The organism is Desulfoprunum sp. (assembly GCF_053613775.1).
In genome coordinates, this window is the sequence record NZ_JBSHXH010000004.1 from 1,299,275 (window position 1) to 1,321,099 (window position 21,825).

Annotated in this window: 23 protein-coding genes; 9 read left to right on the forward strand and 14 right to left on the reverse strand. The window is 59.7% G+C overall.

All coding sequences use genetic code 11. The annotated features are described in order from the left end of the window. The first annotated feature begins 4 nt into the window (after nucleotides 1-4). Nucleotides 5-439, forward strand: coding sequence for a hypothetical protein (locus ACWGKN_RS09900; RefSeq protein WP_424253593.1), 435 nt, complete (start codon nucleotides 5-7; stop codon nucleotides 437-439). Here ACWGKN_RS09900 and ACWGKN_RS09905 read toward each other — a convergent pair. After that, nucleotides 429-1,931, reverse strand: coding sequence for a hypothetical protein (locus ACWGKN_RS09905; RefSeq protein WP_452095124.1), 1,503 nt, complete (start codon nucleotides 1,929-1,931; stop codon nucleotides 429-431). The genes ACWGKN_RS09900 and ACWGKN_RS09905 overlap by 11 nt on opposite strands. 533 nt (nucleotides 1,932-2,464) lie before the next feature. On the opposite strand from ACWGKN_RS09905, the gene ACWGKN_RS09910 reads away from it, so the two are divergent. Then, a complete protein-coding gene (locus tag ACWGKN_RS09910; protein ID WP_452095125.1) occupies nucleotides 2,465-2,863 on the forward strand; it encodes a PilZ domain-containing protein in 399 nt (132 codons plus the stop codon). A 110-nt stretch (nucleotides 2,864-2,973) separates the two neighbouring features. Next, nucleotides 2,974-3,834 carry a hypothetical protein gene (locus tag ACWGKN_RS09915; protein ID WP_035225939.1) on the forward strand — a complete coding sequence of 287 codons (861 nt, stop codon included), beginning with the start codon at nucleotides 2,974-2,976 and terminating at the stop codon, nucleotides 3,832-3,834. 48 nt (nucleotides 3,835-3,882) lie between these two features. Here ACWGKN_RS09915 and amrS read toward each other — a convergent pair whose 3' ends face one another. The 6 genes from amrS to mqnB form a co-directional block, all read right to left on the reverse strand. After that, complete coding sequence (amrS, locus tag ACWGKN_RS09920) at nucleotides 3,883-4,896, reverse strand: AmmeMemoRadiSam system radical SAM enzyme (RefSeq protein ID WP_035225936.1); 1,014 nt, start codon at nucleotides 4,894-4,896, stop codon at nucleotides 3,883-3,885. Nucleotides 4,897-4,960: 64 nt separating this feature from the next. Beyond that, a complete protein-coding gene (locus tag ACWGKN_RS09925) occupies nucleotides 4,961-5,143 on the reverse strand; it encodes a hypothetical protein (RefSeq protein ID WP_424253601.1) in 183 nt (60 codons plus the stop codon). Nucleotides 5,144-5,318: 175 nt separating this feature from the next. Further along, a complete protein-coding gene (locus ACWGKN_RS09930) occupies nucleotides 5,319-6,101 on the reverse strand; it encodes an arginyltransferase (protein WP_452095126.1) in 783 nt (260 codons plus the stop codon). Further along, entirely contained in the window at nucleotides 6,098-7,207 is a 1,110-nt protein-coding gene (locus ACWGKN_RS09935; RefSeq protein ID WP_452095127.1) for a molybdenum cofactor guanylyltransferase, read from the reverse strand. Before ACWGKN_RS09935 ends, ACWGKN_RS09930 begins: the two co-directional genes overlap by 4 nt. Then, nucleotides 7,204-8,067: a 1,4-dihydroxy-6-naphthoate synthase gene (locus ACWGKN_RS09940; protein ID WP_035225931.1), complete on the reverse strand. Its 864-nt coding sequence runs from the start codon at nucleotides 8,065-8,067 to the stop codon at nucleotides 7,204-7,206. Before ACWGKN_RS09940 ends, ACWGKN_RS09935 begins: the two co-directional genes overlap by 4 nt. Beyond that, nucleotides 8,067-8,729 carry a futalosine hydrolase gene (gene mqnB / locus ACWGKN_RS09945; protein ID WP_452095128.1) on the reverse strand — a complete coding sequence of 221 codons (663 nt, stop codon included), beginning with the start codon at nucleotides 8,727-8,729 and terminating at the stop codon, nucleotides 8,067-8,069. Before mqnB ends, ACWGKN_RS09940 begins: the two co-directional genes overlap by 1 nt. A gap of 41 nt (nucleotides 8,730-8,770) precedes the next feature. On the opposite strand from mqnB, the gene queA reads away from it, so the two are divergent. Then, the gene (gene queA / locus ACWGKN_RS09950) at nucleotides 8,771-9,961 is read left to right on the forward strand and encodes a tRNA preQ1(34) S-adenosylmethionine ribosyltransferase-isomerase QueA (RefSeq protein WP_424253611.1); all 1,191 of its coding nucleotides are present in this window, start codon (nucleotides 8,771-8,773) and stop codon (nucleotides 9,959-9,961) included. Nucleotides 9,962-9,974: 13 nt separating this feature from the next. Here the strand turns inward: queA and ACWGKN_RS09955 are convergent, their stop codons facing one another. After that, nucleotides 9,975-10,247: an FmdB family zinc ribbon protein gene (locus ACWGKN_RS09955; RefSeq protein ID WP_035225926.1), complete on the reverse strand. Its 273-nt coding sequence runs from the start codon at nucleotides 10,245-10,247 to the stop codon at nucleotides 9,975-9,977. 342 nt (nucleotides 10,248-10,589) lie between these two features. Here ACWGKN_RS09955 and murI point away from each other — a divergent pair, with 342 nt between their 5' ends. The 4 genes from murI to rpsA all read left to right on the forward strand — a co-directional run bounded on the left by murI (nucleotide 10,590) and on the right by rpsA (nucleotide 15,337). Further along, nucleotides 10,590-11,372, forward strand: coding sequence for a glutamate racemase (murI, locus tag ACWGKN_RS09960; RefSeq protein ID WP_035225923.1), 783 nt, complete (start codon nucleotides 10,590-10,592; stop codon nucleotides 11,370-11,372). Next, a complete protein-coding gene (locus ACWGKN_RS09965; protein ID WP_424253615.1) occupies nucleotides 11,369-12,094 on the forward strand; it encodes a LolA family protein in 726 nt (241 codons plus the stop codon). The genes murI and ACWGKN_RS09965 overlap by 4 nt, the downstream gene beginning before the upstream one ends. Then, nucleotides 12,091-13,899: a RiPP maturation radical SAM C-methyltransferase gene (locus ACWGKN_RS09970; RefSeq protein WP_452095129.1), complete on the forward strand. Its 1,809-nt coding sequence runs from the start codon at nucleotides 12,091-12,093 to the stop codon at nucleotides 13,897-13,899. The genes ACWGKN_RS09965 and ACWGKN_RS09970 overlap by 4 nt, the downstream gene beginning before the upstream one ends. 235 nt (nucleotides 13,900-14,134) lie before the next feature. Beyond that, a complete protein-coding gene (gene rpsA, locus ACWGKN_RS09975; protein WP_035225914.1) occupies nucleotides 14,135-15,337 on the forward strand; it encodes a 30S ribosomal protein S1 in 1,203 nt (400 codons plus the stop codon). 52 nt (nucleotides 15,338-15,389) lie between these two features. On the opposite strand, the gene rlmB is transcribed toward rpsA, so the two are convergent. The 6 genes from rlmB to ACWGKN_RS10005 all read right to left on the reverse strand — a co-directional run bounded on the left by rlmB (nucleotide 15,390) and on the right by ACWGKN_RS10005 (nucleotide 19,234). Beyond that, nucleotides 15,390-16,202, reverse strand: a complete 813-nt coding sequence (gene rlmB / locus ACWGKN_RS09980) for a 23S rRNA (guanosine(2251)-2'-O)-methyltransferase RlmB (RefSeq protein ID WP_035225912.1) — start codon at nucleotides 16,200-16,202, stop codon at nucleotides 15,390-15,392. Then, a complete protein-coding gene (gene gmk, locus ACWGKN_RS09985) occupies nucleotides 16,199-16,810 on the reverse strand; it encodes a guanylate kinase (protein ID WP_035225910.1) in 612 nt (203 codons plus the stop codon). The genes rlmB and gmk overlap by 4 nt, the downstream gene beginning before the upstream one ends. Continuing rightward, the gene (locus tag ACWGKN_RS09990; RefSeq protein WP_035225908.1) at nucleotides 16,810-17,106 is read right to left on the reverse strand and encodes a DUF370 domain-containing protein; all 297 of its coding nucleotides are present in this window, start codon (nucleotides 17,104-17,106) and stop codon (nucleotides 16,810-16,812) included. Before ACWGKN_RS09990 ends, gmk begins: the two co-directional genes overlap by 1 nt. Nucleotides 17,107-17,161: 55 nt before the next feature. Beyond that, the gene (locus ACWGKN_RS09995; protein ID WP_035225906.1) at nucleotides 17,162-18,043 is read right to left on the reverse strand and encodes a YicC/YloC family endoribonuclease; all 882 of its coding nucleotides are present in this window, start codon (nucleotides 18,041-18,043) and stop codon (nucleotides 17,162-17,164) included. A gap of 107 nt (nucleotides 18,044-18,150) precedes the next feature. Further along, nucleotides 18,151-18,672, reverse strand: a complete 522-nt coding sequence (locus ACWGKN_RS10000) for an OmpH family outer membrane protein (RefSeq protein ID WP_424253621.1) — start codon at nucleotides 18,670-18,672, stop codon at nucleotides 18,151-18,153. A gap of 64 nt (nucleotides 18,673-18,736) precedes the next feature. Beyond that, entirely contained in the window at nucleotides 18,737-19,234 is a 498-nt protein-coding gene (locus ACWGKN_RS10005; RefSeq protein ID WP_424253623.1) for an OmpA family protein, read from the reverse strand. Between the two features lie 303 nt (nucleotides 19,235-19,537). On the opposite strand from ACWGKN_RS10005, the gene glgP reads away from it, so the two are divergent. Next, a complete protein-coding gene (gene glgP, locus ACWGKN_RS10010) occupies nucleotides 19,538-21,742 on the forward strand; it encodes an alpha-glucan family phosphorylase (protein WP_035225902.1) in 2,205 nt (734 codons plus the stop codon). The last annotated feature ends 83 nt before the right edge of the window (nucleotides 21,743-21,825 follow it).

Consider the following 21,825-nt stretch of genomic DNA (forward strand, 5'->3'; position numbering starts at 1 on the left):
CGATATGGTAGTGCGCCCCGCTCCCGTCGACGAAGGCATATTGCCGGGCCTGATCCATATCCAGGACGAAAACGCCCTTTTCCTCCTCCAGGAGAAAATCGGTGTATATCCTGCCCTCCCTGGACGGTTGAAAATTAAAGAAAATTTTCCCTTCCCGGCCGAAAATAAAGGCATCGACCACCTTTTCCTGAACCAGGTCGCTGAGCGCACGCAGGTCCTTGACCTTGTCATAGGGCATGGCCCGCTGATTCATCAACACACCGGGAAGGGCCAGCTTGTCGGCGATGCGACTGTCGATTTCCCGGTTGAACCGCGAACTGTAAAAAATCCCCATCACCATCAGCAGGACGACCTCGATGGCCAGGATGGCGAGGAGGATTTTGACGGGGATATTCATTCTGGTGCGCTCGATCAACCACATAATCAATCTACTGTATGAAAACTCTTCCTGGCCGGGGTAGCTCGTAAGAAGGCGGGATGGCCTCGCCCTTCGGGTGCCGTGTGGTCGTGGCATGTGCGAGGCATCCGGTCCTCGTCCTGACGCCGGATTGGCTCGTCACCGCTGGCTCCGGCGGACAAGCGTCTGGTAATAGTCCTTGGCCTTGAGCTGTCTGGTAATAGTCCTTGGCCTTGAGCTTTCCCTCGAGAATCAGGGCCAGACTGGTGCGGAATTCCTCCTCGCCTACCGGAATGCCCTTGCCGAAGACATAGGTCGGGGCACGAAAATTGCGCATCGGCAGCGTACTGTACTGCTGTTCCATGTCGTGGAGGAATTCACCGTAGACATCCCCGTCGACCAGGCCCAGCACCGGTTCCTGGAGGTTGCCGCGGATGCCGGTCGGATTTCTTGTATACTCCACCCATTTCTCGGCGATTTCCGGCTCCGCCCACATCATCGACAGGTCGATCGCCGCCTGTCGGTTGGGGCTTCTTTTCATCACCGCGAAGGCGTTGACAAAAAGGCCGACCAGTCCATTCGGCTGCTTCACGTACGGCTGTTCCACCGGAATGCCGTTTTGATAGTGCTGCGGCGAAACGCCGCGGAAATGGCTGTACATGCAGGTTCCGCCGGGCAGAAAGAGGCTGCCGCCGGTCAGGAAGGCCCGTTCGCAGTCCCTCCAGTCAAGGGTCCGCCAGTCGGCGTTGAGCAACGGCTGATAGTGCGAGAGGTGCTCGAAGATCTCCAGGGTGGCCAGAAAGGCCTTGGCCTTGCTGGCATCATATTTCTCCTCGATCACCAGTCCAGGGTCGGAAAACTGGCTCTTGAACAGATATTCGAACAGGGCCTCGATCCTGTTCAAGGAACTGAGATGCAGGAAGGGGATTGAAGTCCCGTGCTCTTTGTTGTAGGCGGCAAGCGCCCTGGCATAGGCGAGGAAATCATCGCTCGTCATCCCCCGCTCCTTGACCGCAATACCCGTTTTCTTCACCACCTGCCTGGTGGTCCAGAGACAGAAGACAATCCCTTCGATATGCGGGCCGGCAAAAATGCCGCCCATCCGTTCCCTGTAATACGGTGTATTGACGATGAAGTCTTTCTGGCTCCCGAGAAAACCGGGGACGGTGGCAAAATCGACCAGATGCTTCTGCCCCCACAACGGATCGCCAAGCAGATCGGCGACATGGTTATACACGGGAAGGTCGCAGAAGACGACATCCCATTCGATCCTGCCGGTTGTGATCATTTCGACGATCTTGTGCGCAACCTTCATTTTGTAATAGTCGCCCTCCCCTTCGATATCGACATCGAACTGGAGATTCACCGTCACATCCGGGTGGAGGAACTCATACTGTTTCCTGACCTCATGGACCAGCAGTTCACGCTTGTCCTCCCCCTTCCAGTGCCCCATCCAGTTGAGTTGGGCTCCCTGCAACGATGCAGGCGCAACCAGGACGAGCAGTGTCACCCAGAGAACATACGTCCTGTTCATCTCATTCTCTCCTCCAGAATGTCAGGGGAAGCCGGAGTCATTGATCCATTACAGGTAGTTCGATACGATCGGGATCCTTCGTCATCATACGGTTGATTTCTGGAAGTAAAAGAATATTTCCCGCCATCGCACAATCCGGCCACACTTCCGCAACCTGGTCGTCGGTCCAGCCGGATTTCGGATTATCCCGGAATATCTGCCGTTGGTGTCAAACTCAAGTTCACACCTTCATTCAATCCCACCGCCAGTCAGGATATTCCGCCTTTCCTTCTCCCGTGTCGACTGATCTTATTTCTTGTCAAACAGCAACAAATTACGTAGAGTTCAAACAGAGGACAATATAATTTTCAAATAAACTCAATCGTTCCGGACATTGGCGGCTGCAGCATTACGGCACATACAAGCGAGGCATTTTCCGCTCATCCGGCGGGACAGCAGGGATTGTCGGGGCGGCATCAGGGGCACCGGGTAACACATTACACCGTACAATTCTTCCCGGCGCCTGGAGCGGCCGGAACAACACAAGGGAAGTCATGGAAAAACGACGACACCAACGGATGACTATAAACAACCTCTGGGCGGATGTATCCGATGGCAAAGGTTTTTATTCCGGGATGGTGACTGATCTGTCACGTTTTGGCCTGAGGTTGACCGATCTTCCGCTCAGGTGCGACACCAGCCAGCGTCTCTCGATCGTCGTTTCCGGCCAGGGGAAAAATTTCAAGATGCTGGCCAGGCCGTGCTGGACGAAGAAAGACAACACCCAGAAAAGCGTCGGAGTCGAGATCATGAACGCCTCCTGGGGCTGGACCGAATTCGTCATGAGCCACGAACCACCTCCCGTTGATGTCTGGGGCGAGGTCGCCCTCCGAGCCAGCCCCGCCTTCCCATCGATATCACAGGGCAGCATCCGAAAACCACCGGAGCGGTGACCCGGGATATTGCATTACCGGGCCTACCGCATGATAGAGACTGATCTCGTCGAGTTGTCCTTTCCCCACTGTTGCCTCGCCCGGGTAAGGCTGTCCCGGATCCGCCGGCCATGAATTTTCTCTACGAACGGATCACCTATCTCTTCGACCCACTGCATCATCTCTGGGAACATGAAAAGATGCACAGGAAGATATCGGTCCTGCTGGTCATGTTCTTCCTCGGCAGTCTGATCGGTATCGAACTCAAGCGTCAGGGCTATCTCCCAGCCTCCGTCGCCCGGTATATCCCCGGCAATCATTTCTATGCCGTGCAGGCTGCCTTCACCGTGGTGTTGATCCTCGAGGTGATCAGCCTGATCTTCACCCTCCCCTGTTCGTTCAGCCGTTCGGTCGGCAAGCAGTTCGAGATCCTGTCGCTGATCCTGATGCGGAACGCCTTCAAGGAGCTGTCCCAGTTCCCGGAACCGATCGCGTTCGCCGGCAACCAGGTGGCGATCCTCCATATCCTCTCGAGCGGCTTCGGCGCCCTCCTGATCTTCGCCCTGCTGGGGTACTATTACCGGGTCCAGGCCAAGTCCGCCGACGAAGCCATGCGCCCCGTCGATCTCTACAGCTTCGTCGCCGCCAAGAAGGGCATCGCCTTGATCCTGCTGCTGGTCTTCTGCACGATGGGGATCCACAGCGGGATCCAGACCTACTTCGGGACCCGGGAGACGGATTTCCTCCATGAATTCTATACGATCCTGATCCTGACCGACATCCTCGTCGTCCTCATCTCCCAGTGTTTTCACCCCAATTTCGCGGCGATCTTCCGCAACTCGGGATTTGCCTTGTCGACCCTGATCATCCGCATCGCCCTGGCCGCCCCGCCCTATTTCGATGTCCTGCTCGGCATGGCCGCAGCCCTGTTCGCCATCCTGCTGACAAGGATCAGCGGCCACCTGTTTGTCAGGCAGAAAAAGGACCACTGAACGAAAACGGCAGAAAAAAGGGAGTGATCAGAAAATCGAGGACGGCAGTCAGTCCCAGATGCCGGCAAGATGGGCGCCGCAATCCGGACACGCCCCCCGGGTGAGGCGGTTCGCCACCACCTCGACCCCCCGCCGCTCGATCAGACCGGCACCGCAGGCACCGCAGATGGTGTCCTCGCCGCCGGTACCAACGTTGCCTTCATAGACGTGCAGCAGCCCCTTGTCCTTGCCGATGCGGGCGGCGGTCGTCAGGGTTGACCGCGGGGTGGGGGGGATATCGAGCATCCGGTGCGACGGGTGAAAGGCGGTGACATGCCAGGGAATATTGCGGTCGATGGCCGCCAGGAACGAGGCGATCGCAGCCAGTTCTTCCGGTGAATCGTTCATCCCGGGGATGATCAGGGTCGTGACCTCGACCCACACCCCGAGCCCATGCAGCAGCTCGACGGTGTCAAGCACCGGCTGCAGCCTGGCACCGCAGACCTTCTTGTAAAACTGGTCGCTGAAGGACTTGATATCGACATTGATCGCGGTCAAAACCGGGGCCAGCATCTCCGCCGCCTGCCGGCTCATGTAGCCGTTGGACACGAAGATATTCTTCAGGCCCTGCGGCGCGGCGAGGACGCTGCATTGATAGGCGAACTCGAAAAATATCGTCGGCTCGACATAGGTGTAGCTGATCGACCGGCAGCCATAGCGCTGCGCCGCCTCGACGACACTCTCGGGCGTCCTGGTGCTGCCGGGAAGATCGCCGGATCTGCGGTCGACCTGGGAGATCGAGGAGTTCTGGCAGTGGAGGCAGCGGAAATTGCAGCCCATCGTCGCAATCGAATAGGATAAGCTGCCCGGCAGGACATGGAAGAGCGGTTTTTTTTCGATAGGATCGATATGTTCGGCCACCAGGTTGCCGTAGACGAGTGAGACCAGCTTCCCGCCCCGGTTTTCCCGCACCCCGCAGATCCCCCGTTTTCCCTCCCCGATCAGACAATGGTGGGCACACAGGCCGCAACGGACAGCATCCCCCTCCCGTTCGAAGAACAGGGCCTCGCAGGTTGAGTTCATGGTCGCACCGGTTTCGAAGTGAATTCAGGCCGCAGATAATCCCGGCCGGAGCAGGGAACTGTCATCAGATCAGACGCAGGAACCAACCGGCGATGTTCCGGATCGCGACGACCAGCACACATTCCCGCGATACCGACGATCTGTAGTTCCGTATCCTGCCATACATCTGCCCCTCATCAGGCACGATCAACCGACGGCCGTACTGGTTGCCGGTATTGACAATGCCCTCCATGTGCCATTTTTTCATTGGTCCACCCCCATCATGGAATACCAATTTAAAAAGGTCGTGGCGCTCATGCCTCAACTCAGCATATCACAGATCAAAATCATTCGTCAAACATCCGGGCGAACAATCCATCATACCGAATTAATACTATAAAAATTCATTTCATCCTCCCGCTGCCCCCTCCCCGGCCGGCAGGCTACGATCGATAGGACCGCCATCGCCCCTCCTCCAACAGGGCATGGGGTTTGAATGCGGTCTTGTAACTCATCGCCGTAACTTCACGGATATAATAGCCAAGGTAGATGTAGTCGATGCCCCACTTGCGGCACAGATCGACAAGGGTGATGATGTTGGAGGTGCCAAGGCTGCGGCTGCTCTCGTCCGGATCGAAATAGAAATAGACGGCATTGACCCAGTTCCGGCCGATATCGGCAATAGAGGCACCGATGAGACGACCGGCCAGGCGCATCTCGATCCGGCGGCTGTCGACAATGCCGTTGAGGAAAAAATTCTGGTAATATCCTTCCGCGGTGTTGTTTTTCTGCGGATACCGCCGGGCGAGAAATTTCTGACAGAGGTCGAGGTTCTCCCGGTCCTGGACCAGGTCCACGACACTGCAGACAACATCGACGTTCTTTTTCTGTACCCGCCGCTGGTTCCGGTTCGGCCGGAATTCCCTGACGTCCAGACGGATCGGAATGCAGGCTGCACAGTCGGCGCAGTGCATGGTATAGAGGCAGTTTCCGTTGCGCCGGTAGCCGGCGGCAAGAAATAATTCCATCACCCGCTGTTCGATCGGGCACAGCATCGCCTGGTGAAATGTGGCGACGAAAGGGAGACCATACGGACAGGCTGTCCGCAGATCAACGAAATACGGCTCGATCCGGTGCCTGATCCGGCGAAAATCTTCGGCGCATTGTTCGTCATACGAAGACATCAGCCCCTCCCTCCACGACGATGAACCGGCCGGTGGGTTCATGGGTTGCGTCTCCCCGGTCGCCCCCGGTTGGTGCCGCGGCCATCATGGTACTGTTCGAATTCCGACGGGGTGTTGATGTTGTCCCAGGCCTGAAGGTATGCTTCCGGGATGACCGGACGGTAGACATTGACGTTGTGGGCAATTATCCCGATTTTGAGGGAACCAGAGCATCGCAGTTCCTCGAACAGTGTCCGGCAGCGCCGGTCATAGCAGGCGAAAAGCGGCTCGACATGGCTGTCGGCGCTCCGTCGCGGGATGACGGCCCATCGACCGGGACGGCGCCGGTCGAGCAGCCACTGCACCGCGGGAGATGTCAGCGACGGCATATCGCAGGCAACGAGGAGCCAGGTGACGTCCGGTTGCCAGCGCATGGCGGCGAGGATTCCTGCCAGGGGGCCGATGACGCCCGGCACATCGGCAATCCGGGTCAGATCCCGGAGGGAGGAAGGAATCTCCCCCTGACCGGCAAGGACGACTCTCTCGACGTGGGGCCGCAGGACCTCGACCGTGTCCTCCAGCCAGGTCCGGCCGTCGGATTTCTCGAGCAGGTGCTTCGGCCGGCCCATCCGCGAACTCCGGCCGCCGATCAGGACACAGGCCCAGACCGGGGCCATCTGCCAGACCTCTTCCAGCCAGGAAAGAAGGAGCTCGGCACAGGCCGCGACCCCCTGGCGTGGATCGGCCGTTCGGAGATTGACGCTCGCCTCGTCACCTGTCGCCGGCTCCGCCTTGGCCGCCAGGCGTAAGGTGTTGAGGGGCAGGCCGCAGTCCCCGTCGACCATGACGATAGTATAGTGCCGGGCCAGATCGGTCAGCAGCGGCATGGCATGACGGCATTCCGCCGCCTCGAAGCAGGCGATCCTGGATCGACCGCCACCGTCAAACCCGTCCGCCATTGTGGCCCACGCCGCCATGTGGGACGGGGAGGAAGCGGCCGTTGGCCCACCGCCCGACGGAAAACGGACGATCAGGAGCCGCATGCCCCGACCGGCGAGCTCGCCGACCAGCGCACGACCGAAGTCCCGATCGGTCACTCCGTCCCCCCCGATCAGCCGAAAGACCGGCAGTCGGCTGCACTCCGCCATCTCGAGGCCGGCGTCGTTCATCTTCCGTCCCCGAGTTGACAGGCAAAGAGGGGCGCCTGTCCGGCAGTCTCCGGCGGCAGAACGCCGGCAGCCCGACCGCGCTGAAGGAAGGCGGTAATCGCCGCCATTCCTTCGTCACCAAGATTACGGGAAAAATCATTTACATACAGGCGAATATGTTCCTGCACGATTTCCGGAGCTGTCTCCTGGCTGTTTGCCCGGATATAGGGCAGACTTTCCTCAGGAAAGCGGAAGGCATACTCGACGCTGGACGCCACCGTCCGCTCGATGCGCTTGATCATCGCGCCGCCCAGGCTCCGCCTGGCGACGATGCAGCCGAGCGGGATCGGCTGGCCGGAGATCGTCTCCCACCACTGGCCGAGATCCTGGAGACAGGTCAATCCTTCTTCGCCATAGGTGAAACGGCTTTCGTGGATGATGACCCCGGCATCGACCTCTCCCCGGCGAACCGCCGCCATGATCCGGTCGAATCGCATCTCCACCAGGTCGGTGCAGGCCGGCTGGAACATGCGGAACAGCAGGGCGGCGGTGGTCAGGCGGCCGGGGATGGCCACCCGTCGACCGGCAAGGTCGGCCACGGGAATGCCGGAGGCGGCAACCACCAGCGGTCCACAGCCGCGGCCGAGAGCGCCGCCGGCGGCGAGGACGCAGTATTCGTCACTGACATGGCCCAGGGCATGGCAGGAGATCTTGGTGACATCGAGGTGATGGGCCAGGGCCCAGGCGTTGAGCGTCTCGACATCCTCCAACTGCGGCCGGCCGAATTTCAGGCCGCCGAGATCGATGGTCCCATGGCTGATGGCGTAGAAGATGAAGGTGTCGTTGGGGCAGGGCGAGTAGCCTAAAGAGAGCTGTTTCATTACAGTTCCAGTTCACGGAGAAGCAACGAGGCGGCCCTGGCGGCGATCTCGCAGGCCTCGTCCAGCCGCCAGTTCTGCGGATTCCGGTTCTCGACCATGTTCGATATGCAGCGCACCTCGAGGAACGGCAGGGCAAAGGCCTCGGCGACCCGGGCTATCGAGGCGCCTTCCATGTTTTCGCACAACCCCTGCCACTGCTGCCTCAGATTCTCGCCGCGGGCCCTGGTGCCGGACACGGCATTGACGGTGATGAAGGTCCCGATATGGGGATTGAGGCCATTGCGCTGGAGGATCAGCCCGGCCTGGAGCAGTTGGGAACGGTCGATGTCATAGGCGATCCGGCCGGTCAGCTCCTCCGGCAGGTAATCCATGTTGTCGCCGTAGCAGATGCCGAAATCACCGGCGATCTCCCGCTCGGCCAGGCAGACATCAAGGGGCGCGGCCAACTGAGATCCTTCGAGGAGGACATAGGCCCCGGCGACGCCGAAGTTGATGATCCCGCGGATATGGCGCCCGTCCGTGCAGAGGAAGCGCACCAGCCGCAGGGCCGACTCGACCGGTCCCACCCCGGTGACGAGGGTCTCGCAGCGAACCTCGGAGGCAACCATTATCCGGCCCAGGGGCGCCATTTCCATTTCAGTTGCGGCAACGGCCAGGAACATGGTATCTAAAGCAGCCCCCTCACTGACAGATCCCAGGTAGTATGCCCGGTCTCCGCCCCAGACTTGCTGAAGCGGCGGAAACGGAGGCGACGTCCATCTCATCTCTTACTACTGAAAACAACACCCACATGCAACAGGATTTCATCCTCTCAGCGTACGACTATCACCTGCCGGCGGAGCGGATCGCCCAACATCCGGCCGACCGCCGTGACAACTCCCGCCTGCTGGTCCTCGACAACGAAAGCAAGGCGATCAGTCACCGACGATTTGCCGACATCGTCGACCTCATGAACGACGGCGACATGCTGGTGGTCAACGACACCCGGGTCTTCCCGGCGCGGCTGCAGGGACGAAAGGACAGCGGCGGCAAAATCGAGGTCTTTCTCCTCGAATTTCCCGCCCGCGTTGACGGCTCCTCGGCAGGACCGGCCCGGGCGACGGCCCTGCTCCGGTGTTCGAAGCGGCCGCAGCCCGGCAGTCGCCTGCTCCTCGACGGCGGTCCGGTCTGCACGGTCATCGAACTCCTGGCCGACGGCAAGGCCCGCCTCGAGATGCAGTTCGGGGAAGGCGAAGATATCGCCCAGGCCCTCTCCGCCTGCGGCCAGGTTCCCCTGCCGCCATACATCCTGCGCCAGGAGGGGACGACGGCGGCCGACCGCGAGCGCTACCAGACGGTCTACGCCCACCGACCCGGGGCCGTCGCCGCCCCGACCGCCGGCCTCCATTTCACCGAGGCGCTGCTGCAGCGCCTGAAGGACAAGGGGGTGCAACTGGCGACCATCACCCTGCATGTCGGATACGGCACCTTCGCGCCGGTGCGGACCGAGGAGATCAGGGATCACAGGATCCATGCCGAATATATCGAGGTCCCCGCCGCCACGATGGCAATGATCGCCACGACCAGGCAAAACGGCGGCCGCATCTGGGCCGTCGGCACCACCACCGTGCGGGCCCTCGAGTTCGCGGCGAGACAGTGCCACGGCACCCCGGCTGCAGTCGAAGGCTGGTGCGATCTCTATATCTATCCGGGCTTTGCCTTCAAGGTGGTGGACTGCCTGATCACCAATTTCCATCTGCCGAACTCATCGCTGATGTTTCTGGTCGCGGCCCTCTGCGGACGCGAGACCCTGCTGTTGTGCTATGAGACGGCGGTCAGGGAAGGCTACAGGTTCTATTCGTACGGCGATGCCATGGCTGTCGTTACCGCGAAGGCCACAGCATCGGCGGGATAGGCGGAGAAAACCCTTAACTGGCGGTCGCCGCCGGGCAGTTGGCACAACCGCCGCCAGACGGGCAGGAAGCGGCGGCTGCCGGTGCCGGTTTGCCGGCACCGCCGGAGGAACTCGAGTAGCCGTCGGCGTACCAGCCGCCACCCTTGAGCTGGAAGGAACTCATTGACATCAGCTTCTTAACCGATCCGTCGCACTCCGGGCAGACACTCAACGGTGCGTCCGATAGCTTCTGCTGGACCTCAAAAACCTTGTGACAATCGCTGCATTCGTATTCGTAAACAGGCATTATCGTACTTCCTCGACTATGGTTACACGGACCACAGGTCCGATTCAGATTGTAGCGCCGCCCCCTCTGCCTGGAGACGGCCCCCTTCCGAAACTGGTGCTAAAATAATTCTCCCGCCCGCCGCTGTCAACAGGCAGTGAAAATGAGCCGGGAAAAATCATTCCCTCAAGACCGGCATCTCTCGGGCCGAACCACCCGGATTCCCGGCAGCGGCCTGGAGGGAAACGCCCCGCTTGTTGTTTCGGTTCATTTCTGGTATAGATAACCTTCATTTTTTATTTTATTTCCGCAGCATCTCCCGCTACCGCATGCAGCGGTTCCACCTTTCTTCCATAGACATTCATGATTGGCATCTTCGATTCAGGCATCGGCGGCATGACCGTGGCCAGGGCTGTCGAGCAGCTCCTGCCCGATCATTCCATCCTCTATCTCGGCGATATCGCCAGGACCCCGTACGGCACCAAGAGCGCGGAGACCATTATCGACTATTCCCTGCGCAACACCGAGTTCCTGCTCGAAAAGGGATCGCGGCTCATCGTCATCGCCTGCAACACCGCCTCGAGTGTCGCCACCGAACGTCTCCGCCAGGAATTCAAGGTGCCGATCATCGAGGTGGTGACCCCGGCCGTCCAGGCGGTCCTCGCCCGCAGCCGCACCGGCCGCATCGGCATCATCGGCACCAGGGCGACGGTCAGGAGCAATATCTACGAGCGGTCGATCACCGCACTGGCCCCGCAGTACAAGGTGTTCTCCCAGGCCTGCCCGCTCCTCGTGCCGCTGGTCGAAGAGGGCTGGATCAACAAGCGCGAGACCAAGATGATCCTCCGCCGCTATCTCCATCCGTTCAAGGACAAGCAGATCGACACCCTGGTCCTCGGCTGCACCCATTACCCGCTGCTGACCGACCTGATCCAGCCGCGGATCGGCAACCGGGTGAACCTCGTCGATTCGTCGATCGAGACGGCCCACTACCTGCAGCACTTTCTCGCCGAACACCCCGACCTCATCAGGAACAACGGCGATCAACCGGCAACCCGCAGATATTTCGTCACCGATCTGACCGAGTCGGCGCAGCAGGTCGCCGCCAAAATCTTCAACCGCCCATTGGAGCTCGAGCTTGTATGAAGCCGTTTCACCCCAGCTGCCATATCGTCCTCCTCGCCTTTTTGCTCCTGGTCCTTCTTTCAGCTCAACCGGTACCGGCTTGGGCGGTGGACAACTTCCCCGACCCGCCCGGCACGGTCGCCGCCCGGCTGCAGGAGCGCTATGACGCGATGCGCAGCCTCTCCTTCTCGTTCGTCCAATCAACCAGTGGCCAGTTGGCCGGCCGGCCGCGCGAGGGCAGCGGCAGGGCGGTCTTTCTCAAGACCGGCACGTCGAAGCGGATGCGCTGGGATTACGACAGCCCGGAGAGACAGGTACTCGTCAGTGACGGCACGACTTTTTCGATGTATTTCGAGAACCTGCAGCAGATGATCGTCTCGCCGGCCAAGGTGATCGAAGAGGATATGACCTATTCTTTTTTCACCGGCTCCGGCAGGCTGGCCGATGAGTTCGCCATCCTCGGTCCCAACAAGAATATCGTCGACACCGAATACCGGGACCTGCGGGTCATCCAGCTGGTCCCCAAATCCGCCGAATCGCAGGTGCAGGACATCCATCTGTGGATCGGTCCCGATTCGCTTATCCAGCGCATCGAGATCCGCGACCAGTTCGACACCCGGACCGTTTTGACCCTCAGTCATATCGAGGAGAACACCCTCGACGGCAAGGACGAGCAGGCCCTTTCAGCCCTATTCTCCTTCAGTCCACCCGAAGGCACCGAGATCATCCATCAGGACGAATGACCGCCAGCGCGTCCGCCTCATGCTTCAGGGCGACGCTGATCTCGATGCCCTGGGCCCTGTTCAACCGGCCATCCCTCCAGCTCGCCGCCCTGAAGGCCTATGTCGAACAGGAGATGGGGGCGGAAATCACGACCGCCCACCCCTTCCTTCATATCGCCGCCGCCATCGGGATCGATGTCTACCGGCGGATTTCGGAAACCAGCTGGGCCGGCGAGGCCCTGTTCGCCCCGTTGGTCTTTCCCGGGCAGCGGGACAAGGCGCGCCGGCTGTTCGGGAAAAGTCTCCGTGAGGGTGGCGCGGGCGGGAAATCCCCCGACTATGACGAGCTCGTCGCCACGATTGCAGCGGCCTGCCGCAACTGGGTGGCCCACCAGGATTTTTCCTCCTGCCGGCTGCTCGGTTTTACCGTCTGTTTCGGTCAGCTGCTGTCGTCGCTCCACCTTGCCCGCCTGATCAGAGAACAAGGCTGCAGCGCCCCGGTCGTACTCGGCGGTTCGTCCTGCAGCGGGACGGTCGGACGAGCACTGCTGCGCCACTTTCCCCAGATCGACTACATCGTCGACGGCGAGGGAGAACGGCCGCTCCTCGGTCTCTGCGCCTTTCTCGCCGGAAACACGCAAGGACTGCCCAAGGCCATCGTCGGGCGCACCACCGTCCCCGCTGTCCCCTGTCACCAACTGGAAAATCTCGATCTTTTGCCGATACCCGATTTTCGTCCCTACTTCATCGAGATCAAAACGGTATTTCCCGAGTTCCCCTTCATCCCGGTGCTGCCGCTGGAATTTTCCAGGGGCTGCTGGTGGAACCGCTGCGCCTTCTGCAACCTCAACCTTCAGTGGCAGGGGTATCGCCATAAAAGTCACCAACGGATGGCGGCCGAGGTGGAGGCCCTGACCCGGACCCACCATTGTCTCGACTTTTTCTTCACCGACAACGCCCTGCCGCCCGGCGAGGCCGACCTGTTCTTCCGCCGGGAGGGGGAGTCCGGCCGGGATCGCCGCTTCTTCGCCGAAATCCGGGGCATCGCTACGCAGGAACAACTCGAAATTTACCGCAGCGGTGGGCTGAACGCCATCCAGGTCGGGATCGAAGCGCTGTCCAACTCCCTGCTGCGAAAAATGGCCAAGGGTCTCACCGTCATCGACAACATCGCGATCATCAGGGACAGCGCCGCCGCCGGGATCAACCTCGACGGCAATCTCATCCTCGAATTTCCCGGCAGTACGGCAGAGGAGGTCGCCGAGACCATCGACAACCTCGACGTTCTCCTCCCCTTCAGACCGCTGGCCAAGGCCGTCTTCTTCCTCGGGCAGGGGTCACCGGTCTGTCGCGCCCCTCGAACGTTCGGCATTTCCGCCCTGGCGCCGGAACACCGGTACCGTGCCCTCCTGCCACCCGAAGTAGCTCAGGATATCGGCGTATTCATCATGGATTACCGGGGCGGCCGCCGCCGGCAGCGACAACTGTGGCGTCCCGTCGCCGACCGGATCGCGACCTGGCGTGCATTTCACCACAACCGGAAACACCCGGACCAGCCGGCCCTGAGCTATCGGGATGGCGGCGAGTTCCTGATCATCCGCCAGGAACGCACCGACGGCCCGCCCCTGCACCATCGACTGCATGGCCGCTCCCGCGAGATCTATCTCTACTGCGGCCGGATCAGAACCAGGGACCAGATTCAGGAGCGATTCCAGCCGCTCTCGACATCGGCCCTCGACGCGTTTCTCGGCGATCTGCGCCGTAAGCGTCTGCTGTTCCAGGATGGCGAACAGGTCCTGACCCTGGCCATCCGCCATCCCGCGTAGCCCGGTTCCATCAGGGGACAACGGGCGGGGATATCACTCTCATGCGGACAACCTTCCCCGCATCAGGTACAATGCGATACGAGCAGACAGAAACCGGAGCGTCCAGCATGCCGGTTCGATCCAGAAGCGGCCGAACGTCAGGCTGGAGCGACTCCCTCCTCGGGCAGTCAGCAGGAACCTGCCGTGCATCAGGGCAGGGGAATATTACCAATCAGCAGCACTCAACAGGTACATCATGAGCATGACAGACGACAGTTTTGCAGACCTCTTCAACCAGGAAGAGAAAAAACAATTACGGCGCATCGCCCCCGGCCAGAAGATCACGGCGACCATCGTCGGCATCAGTGGCGAGTCGGTCTTTCTCGATGTCGGCGGCAAGAGCGAAGGGGTCATGAACACCTCCGAGATCACCGACAGTGCGGGACAGCCGACCAAGGCAGTCGGCGACACGATCGAGGTCTATTTCCTCAAGAGCCGGTCAGGGGAACATCTCTTCACCCGCCGCATCGGTTCCGGCTCCGACGCCGACCACCTCGAGGAGGCCTGGCGCAGCGCCATCCCGGTCGAGGGCCTGGTGAAGGGGGAGATCAAGGGCGGCTTCGAGATCACCCTCGGCAGCAATGTCCGGGCCTTCTGCCCCCACTCCCAGATCAGCCTGCGCCGCAGCAGCGATCCCGCCGGCGAATTCATCGGCGCCCGGCTGCCGTTCCGGATCACCCGCTTCGACGAGGGCGGCAGGAATATCGTCGTCTCGGCCCGGGCCATCCAGGAAGAGGAACGGGCCGAACGGCGTGAGGAATTGAAGAATACTCTGGAGGAAGGACAGGCTATTGACGGGACCGTGACCTCCCTGCGCGATTTCGGGGCCTTCGTCGACATCGGCGGCGTCGATGCCCTGATCCCGATCTCGGAGATCGGCTGGAGCCGGGTCGACAACATTGCCGATCACCTCAGCGTCGGCCAGCAGGTCAAGGTCGTCATCAAATCCCTTGACTGGGGCAAGGACCGGATCTCCGTGAGCCTGCGCGAGGCGCTGGCCGATCCGTGGGAAAACATCCCGCTCCAGTTCCCGGAAGGATCGACGCAGCACGGCCGGGTCGCCCGTCTTGCCCCCTTCGGTGCCTTCGTCACCCTGGCGCCCGGCATCGACGGCCTCATCCATATCTCCAGACTCGGCGGAGGACGCAGGATCCATCACCCCCGCGAGGTTCTGGAAGAAGGCCGGGAGATCGAAGTAAAGGTCGAATCGATCGATCCGGCCGGCCGCAAGATGAGCCTGGCCCCGGCAGACTACGTCTCACCCGAGAATGTCGAGGAAAACGAGCGGGGTGAATATCGACAGTACGTGGAAAAGAGCAGCAGGGAGCCCGCGGAGGCCAGGACCGGCAGCCTCGGCGATCTGCTGAAGGCCAGGCTGGCAGAGAAGAAGAAACGTTAACCGGGGATCCGGCGGCGGGAGGACAAAGGGCTGGCTGTAGCCCGGCGACCGGTCAGACAGCCCCCTCGTTCTGCCGCATGGCCTCGAACAGGATGACCGCGGCCGCCACCGAACTGTTCAGGGAGTCGAGGGTGCCGGCCATCGGGATCGAGATCAGGATATCACACTCGCGGCGGACCAGGGGCCGGATGCCTTCCCCCTCACTGCCGACGACGATGCATGCCGGGAGATGGAAATCGGTGGCATAGAGGGACTGGGCCGCCGGCTCCTTGACGGCGCCGAACACCCATGCCCCGGCCTCCTTGATCTTCTTCAAGGCGGCGACCAGGTTGGTGACCTGGCAGATGTCGATGTGCGAGATCGCCCCGGCCGAGGCCTTGGCAGCGGTTCCGCTGAGCGGGGCCGAGCGCTCGCGGGTCAGGACCACCCCGATGGCCCCCGAGGCCAGGGCCGAGCGGATGATCGCCCCGAGGTTATGCGGGTCCTGCAGCGAATCACAGGCGATCAGACGCGGCCTTTCGCCCTTGCGCACCCGGGCGGCGAAGCGCTGCACCAGTTCGTCGAACGGCAGCAGCGCTGTCTGGCTGGTCCGGGCCACGACACCCTGATGGCGGATGTCTCCGGCACCATCGCCGACCAGGCGCAAGGATGGGACGAAGGTCGTCTTGATCCCCTTCTCCCGCGCCATCCCGACAATTTCTTCAATCCTGCCGCTGCGTTTTTCCCGGTGAAGGATGACCTCCACCACGCGCCCGGGCTCGCGTTGCAGCGCCTCCAGGACAGGGTGCACGCCCCAGATCAGGTCGTCGCTCAGCCTGATCCGCTTTTCCGCCCCCGGTGGCTGTACTTTCTTTCGGCTTGTCATAAATCCAGCTCAAGTCCGATGTGCCGGCCGTCAGGACGGCGATGGGCCCTGGCCCGTTCGGCAAGAATGATGGCCCGCAGCAGTTCCGCCGCCTCGTCGAGGACGTCATTGACGATGAGATACTGGTATTGCCCTGCTTCCCGCATCTCGAGTCGGGCGGTCTGGAGCCGGGTTTGAACCTTTTCCTCGCTCTCGGTCCCCCGACCGCGCAGCCGCCGCTCCAACTCCTGCAGGCTGGGCGGGATGATGAAGATATGGGAGGCATCCGGGCCACCTGCCTTACGGACGGCCGAAGCCCCCTGGACATCGATATCGAGGATGACATCAAGCCCCAGTTGCAGTCGTCCGTCAATCTCCTGCCGGCTGGTGCCGTAATAATTGCCGTAGACGTTCGCCCACTCGAGGAACACGCCGCTGTCGCGCATGGCCAGGAATTCGTGCTGATCGACAAAGTGATAGTCGATCCCGTTCCGCTCCCCGCCCCTCGGCAGCCTGGTCGTGTGCGACACGGAAAAGGCCAGACCGGAGATGCCGGCCATGACCCGGCGCAGCAGCGTCGTCTTGCCGGTCCCCGACGGGGCGGAGATGACGAACAGCCTGCCGCCCATCACGATTCCGTCTCGCCCGGCTTCTCGGCAGCGGAAAGGCCGGCCAGATGATAACTCGGCTGCATCGCCTGGATGCGCTGGCTGATCGTGTCGGGCTGCACCGAAGAGAGAATGACATGGTTTGAATCCATCACCAGGATCGATCTGGTCCTCCGCCCTTCGGTGACATCGACCAGCTTTCCCTCAGACTTCGCCAGTTCCTTCAGCTTCCTGGCCGGCGACGATCCGGTGTTGATCACCGCCACTATCCGCTCGATCATGACGGTGTTGCCAAAACCGATATTCAACAACTGCATCCTGTCCTCCTCATCTCTTCAACGTTGTTCTGCAATCGAGACTCTGCCGTAACAGCTATTCGATATTCTGGATCTGCTCCCGCATCTTTTCCAGTTCGCTCTTCAGTTCGACCGTCAGGTGGGCAATTGCCGGATCGTTGATCTTTGAGGCCAGTGTATTCACTTCCCGAAGAAATTCCTGTACAAGAAAATCGAGTTTGCGTCCCACCGCCGCCTTTTCCTCGAGGAAGGCGAGAAACTGCCCGATATGGCAGCGCAGCCGGACAATTTCTTCCGTGACATCGGTCCTGTCGGCAAGAATCGCCACTTCCTGGGCCAAGCGGGACGGATCGAGCCGAACCTGGCCGAGCAGTTTCTCCAATCTCTCCTCCAGGGTCCGTTGACGTTGCTGCAGCAGAGTCGGAATGGCTGTTTCGATGGTGTCGACCGTTCTGGCAAACAGGCTGAGCCTGGCTCTGAGATCATCCCTGAGCACCAACCCCTCCTGCAACCGCATCTCGTCACAACGATCGAGCGCCTCCCGCACCACGGTTCCGAGTTGAAGCCAGACAGTCTCCGGGCCCTCATTTTCCTGTTCGCGGACCAGGACATCCGGCATCGATGCAATCTGGCTCACCGTGACCTGATCCGGCAGGTCCAGGGCCGAACAGATCTCGGCCAGGGCATGGTGGTAGGAACGGGCGAGATCGAGATTCACCTTTACCTGTTCGATATCCGCACACTCGCCGCTGGTATTGACGACAAGATCGACTCGCCCCCGCTGCAATTTCGACGATAGCAGCTTACGGAGCGGTTCTTCAAACATTGTACAATTCTTCGGCAGGCGAGTCTTGAGATCGAAATAGCGATTATTGACGCAGCGAAGCTCGGCAATCCAGGTTCTTCCTTCAGTCTTCACTTCTCCCCGGCCGAACCCGGTCATACTTTTGATCGACATACTCTCCTCACCACAGTTCCTGAAAAAACAAAACGATGCAAGGGAATCTCCCCTTGCATCGTTTCAGTACAGCACACACTTCAAATGCCTGGTGGCATGGACCGCTGTTACTTGCCCATGCTTTTGTTCAGCTCCTTGATGATGATATCACTGACATCGATCGCCGGATCATGATAGATAACACCGTTTTTACTATCGAGAATGGCGGTATAACCGTTTTTCTCGCCATATTTCACGACAACACCCTCAAGGGCCTTTATAATCGGTCCAATTTCCTTCTCTTCAAGCTGTTTCAGCTCAAAACGCGCATCCTCGGTTTTCGCCTGCAGTTCGCGCTGTTTTTTCTGGAAATCACGAATTTTTGCCGACTTGGTTTCTTCGCTCCAGGCTGAGCTTTTCTTTTCTATTTCCTGCTTGAGGGCTTTCAGGGTGTCTTCTTCGCCTTTGAACCTGCCCTGCAGTTCCTTAAATTTCTGATTGACACGGGCCGATCCGGATTTTCCCGCCTCGCACTGGGCGATGATCTTCTGTACGTTCATGACCCCGATCTTCATCTCGGCGGCCTGGACACCGCCTGTGAAATATCCAGTGAGCATGAAGAACATGCCGACGATCAACAGCTTTTTCAACACCATTGCCTTCTCCACAATATAAATTTACCTCTCAGCCTGGACTGCACTTAAGCGTTGTTAATTATTCAACGATGACGAAGTCGTCACGCCGGTTCTGAGCCCATGACATCTCATCTTCGCCGTGCAGCAGAAGACGCTCCTCACCGTAGCTGACGGTGGTCAGTTTGGCTTCTGCAACGCCGAGTTCGAGAAGAGCCTTCTTGGCGCTCAGGGCACGTCTCTCGCCAAGGGCCATGTTGTACTCGTTGGTGCCGCGCGGGTCGCAGTTGCCCTCGATACGGACATTGACGGTACCCTTGTTGATGAAATCGGCATTCAGCTGAATGCGGGAAGTCTGATCCGCCCGGATGGAAGAATCATCAAAATCAAAATAGACAGGCAGCATGCCCTCTGAGGTACGACCCTCGGAGATGCCGGTTCCCTTGGAGTCCAGCGACTCTTCCGGGGCTGCATCCGTCTTCATTGCTGCATCGGTATCAGCTTTCTTACCGCAGCCTGTCAGTGCCAGAACGGACACGCACAGCAATGCGGGTACTACGACCTGTAATCTCTTCATCATGACGAAACCTCCTAAGTCCGATATGATAGTGGATAAAAAAATGGCGGACAGCCCGAATAAAAAAACCCTTCCAGTGAACACCACTGGTAAGGCCCATTTTTTCACTAATGCGCTATATACAAAGAATACTATCTAAAATTCAAGCACAATCTACAGTGTCCGGAAGACCCGATCAAAAAAAAGTAGCTGTACTTCTCGAGTCACTGTCATATTATTACCAGACGCATTTGGATGTCAAATGCTATGTTCCGATTTATCTCCGGTTTTTGATTCATTTCCGTTTTATCTGCAGGAAAGGTTACCATGAACGCACCACGCCCCATCACCATCGATCGGCTGGAAAAAGAAATGATCGCCACCAGCCCGATCGGCACCTTTTTCGGAGTCAGCCAACAGACATTCGATCACGTCTGGGGCCACCTCACCGATCCAGCCGGCGATTCCGTCATCTATATCTCCATGGAAATCGGTGCTGATCCGGATGCCTACAGCCCGGTCCGTGACAGACTGGAGAATATCACCGACAGCCACCAGATCATCGATAGCCGATTGCAGGATTTTTACCACAGATACATCCATGGCCCGCAAAATATCCCCACCTACAGCGGCGGCCTCGGCATTCTCGCCGGCGATACGCTGAAGAGCTATGCCGACTGTCATCTGCCGGTGATCGCCGTCAGCCTGCTCTACCGCCAGGGCTATTTCGCCCAATACGTCGATTCCCAACTGGGGCAGATCTCGCAGGCCGTCGACTGGCAGCCCGAGTCCACACCGGGACTCTACCTGCTGCAGGACCCCGGCCATCCCGACAGACCGCTGCAGATTGCAGTCCCCTTCCTCAACGAATACGGCCAGGAGACTGTCGCCACCGCCCAGGTATGGATGAAAATGGAAGTCAGCTGCGATCTCGATTTTTTTGTCCCGGAGATCCTCCTCGATTTTTATCGTCCCGAAACTCCGAGCCTGATCCGTAATGCCGCGTCCAAGCTGTACAATGCCGAATCGTCGATGATCAAGGCCATCCAGCGCCGCATGCTCGGGATCGGCATCCTGCCGGCCCTGCGGGCGCTCGGCATCACCTCGAAGACCTTCCACCTCAACGAGCAGCACGGGGTCATCGTCGCCATCCAGCTGATCGTCGATGAATTGACCAGGATCCTGCAGCACCCGCACATCGAGCGGGCAAGCGACGAACAGGTGTTCGAGGCGGCCAGGATCGTCTCACAGCGACTCGTCTACACCATCCATACCCCCGTGAAGGCCGGCCACGATCGCTTCAACAAATCACTGTATGCCGGTATCAGTGAAAAATCGTGCCAGCGGATCCTCGATCTGCTCGCCCATGACGAGGACAGCCCGCATTCGTACAACTTCACCCAACTGGCCATGCACGTCAATCGATCGGCCAACAGCGTCAGCCGCCTGCACCGCGACGTCACCTGCCGGCAGTTCCCGCAATTCGCCGGCAAGATTGCGGCGATCACCAACGGTGTCCATCACCTGACCTGGATAAGCGACGAACGGGCCAAGGTGTTCGACGCCACGCCGCTGCTCTCCGGCTGGCGCCATGACCCCGGGGTCTTCGCCCGGGCAACGGTGATCATTGACGACCCCGACTTCAGGGACAGACTGAGCTCGGCCTGGCAGGCCGACTCAAAGACCCTCATCGACGCTGTCAACCGGATGCTGATCCTGCATCGGGCCCAGATGAGCATGACCTGGATCGACCCCCCGAATTTCCTCTCGACCCTCGTTGACGCCGACAGCAGCCTGAAACCCGAGGTCTTCACGGTCGGCTTTGCCCGCCGGTTCTCCACCTACAAGCGTGCCGATCTGATCTTCAACGATATCGAGCATCTCTGCCGGATTTCGGTCGAGAACAACTGGCCGATCAATTTTCTCTTTGCCGGCAAGGCTCATCCGGCCGACGAACCGGGCAAAACGGTGATCAAGAATCTGCTCAACCACCAGGAGGAACTGTACCGCAAGAGCGACGGCCTGGTGAATCTGGTGTTTATCCCCAATTACGACATGAATATCGCCAAGAAACTGGTGGCGGGGGTGCACTGCTGGCTCAACAGCCCCAAGAGACCGCTCGAGGCATCGGGGACCAGTGGCATGAAGGCGGCGATGAACGGCGTCCCCAATGTGTCGATCATGGACGGATGGTGGGTGGAAGGATACCATGACGGGGCCACCGGCTGGAAATTCGGCCATGAAGGCCCCATCGACGGTGCCAGCCTCTCCGAATCCCGGGAAGAACTGCTCTACTTCGAGGACTCCACCTCATTTTATTCACTGCTGCCATTGATTCTCAGGGCTTTTTATGACAAGAATACATCAAAGGTCTTTCTCGACAAGGGCATCAACAACCTGCTGCTCAATATTCCCATTTTCAATACGCACAGGATGTCGGCGGAATACCTGCAGCGGTACGAGCTGAAGTTGCCGGCCGACCAGACCCTGGAAATGAGGCACTTCGCCCAACTTTACAGTAGTGATATTTAGCTTTTCAGTTTATATAAAAAGGTTTACCCGTCGGCATCAACGCCTAGTCCATCCCGGTCCCGGCCGGAAAACATACATACCTG

What these genes read in the sequence shown, in the direction of transcription:
- ACWGKN_RS09900 (WP_424253593.1), top strand. Translation starts at nt 5, where the DNA reads ATGGTAGTGCGCCCCGCTCCCGTCGACGAAGGCATATTGCCGGGCCTG.
- ACWGKN_RS09905 (WP_452095124.1), bottom strand. Translation starts at nt 1,931, where the DNA reads ATGAACAGGACGTATGTTCTCTGGGTGACACTGCTCGTCCTGGTTGCG.
- ACWGKN_RS09910 (WP_452095125.1), top strand. Translation starts at nt 2,465, where the DNA reads ATGGAAAAACGACGACACCAACGGATGACTATAAACAACCTCTGGGCG.
- ACWGKN_RS09915 (WP_035225939.1), top strand. Translation starts at nt 2,974, where the DNA reads ATGAATTTTCTCTACGAACGGATCACCTATCTCTTCGACCCACTGCAT.
- amrS (WP_035225936.1), bottom strand. Translation starts at nt 4,896, where the DNA reads ATGAACTCAACCTGCGAGGCCCTGTTCTTCGAACGGGAGGGGGATGCT.
- ACWGKN_RS09925 (WP_424253601.1), bottom strand. Translation starts at nt 5,143, where the DNA reads ATGAAAAAATGGCACATGGAGGGCATTGTCAATACCGGCAACCAGTAC.
- ACWGKN_RS09930 (WP_452095126.1), bottom strand. Translation starts at nt 6,101, where the DNA reads ATGAACCCACCGGCCGGTTCATCGTCGTGGAGGGAGGGGCTGATGTCT.
- ACWGKN_RS09935 (WP_452095127.1), bottom strand. Translation starts at nt 7,207, where the DNA reads ATGAACGACGCCGGCCTCGAGATGGCGGAGTGCAGCCGACTGCCGGTC.
- ACWGKN_RS09940 (WP_035225931.1), bottom strand. Translation starts at nt 8,067, where the DNA reads ATGAAACAGCTCTCTTTAGGCTACTCGCCCTGCCCCAACGACACCTTC.
- mqnB (WP_452095128.1), bottom strand. Translation starts at nt 8,729, where the DNA reads ATGTTCCTGGCCGTTGCCGCAACTGAAATGGAAATGGCGCCCCTGGGC.
- queA (WP_424253611.1), top strand. Translation starts at nt 8,771, where the DNA reads ATGCCCGGTCTCCGCCCCAGACTTGCTGAAGCGGCGGAAACGGAGGCG.
- ACWGKN_RS09955 (WP_035225926.1), bottom strand. Translation starts at nt 10,247, where the DNA reads ATGCCTGTTTACGAATACGAATGCAGCGATTGTCACAAGGTTTTTGAG.
- murI (WP_035225923.1), top strand. Translation starts at nt 10,590, where the DNA reads ATGATTGGCATCTTCGATTCAGGCATCGGCGGCATGACCGTGGCCAGG.
- ACWGKN_RS09965 (WP_424253615.1), top strand. Translation starts at nt 11,369, where the DNA reads ATGAAGCCGTTTCACCCCAGCTGCCATATCGTCCTCCTCGCCTTTTTG.
- ACWGKN_RS09970 (WP_452095129.1), top strand. Translation starts at nt 12,091, where the DNA reads ATGACCGCCAGCGCGTCCGCCTCATGCTTCAGGGCGACGCTGATCTCG.
- rpsA (WP_035225914.1), top strand. Translation starts at nt 14,135, where the DNA reads ATGAGCATGACAGACGACAGTTTTGCAGACCTCTTCAACCAGGAAGAG.
- rlmB (WP_035225912.1), bottom strand. Translation starts at nt 16,202, where the DNA reads ATGACAAGCCGAAAGAAAGTACAGCCACCGGGGGCGGAAAAGCGGATC.
- gmk (WP_035225910.1), bottom strand. Translation starts at nt 16,810, where the DNA reads ATGGGCGGCAGGCTGTTCGTCATCTCCGCCCCGTCGGGGACCGGCAAG.
- ACWGKN_RS09990 (WP_035225908.1), bottom strand. Translation starts at nt 17,106, where the DNA reads ATGCAGTTGTTGAATATCGGTTTTGGCAACACCGTCATGATCGAGCGG.
- ACWGKN_RS09995 (WP_035225906.1), bottom strand. Translation starts at nt 18,043, where the DNA reads ATGTCGATCAAAAGTATGACCGGGTTCGGCCGGGGAGAAGTGAAGACT.
- ACWGKN_RS10005 (WP_424253623.1), bottom strand. Translation starts at nt 19,234, where the DNA reads ATGATGAAGAGATTACAGGTCGTAGTACCCGCATTGCTGTGCGTGTCC.
- glgP (WP_035225902.1), top strand. Translation starts at nt 19,538, where the DNA reads ATGAACGCACCACGCCCCATCACCATCGATCGGCTGGAAAAAGAAATG.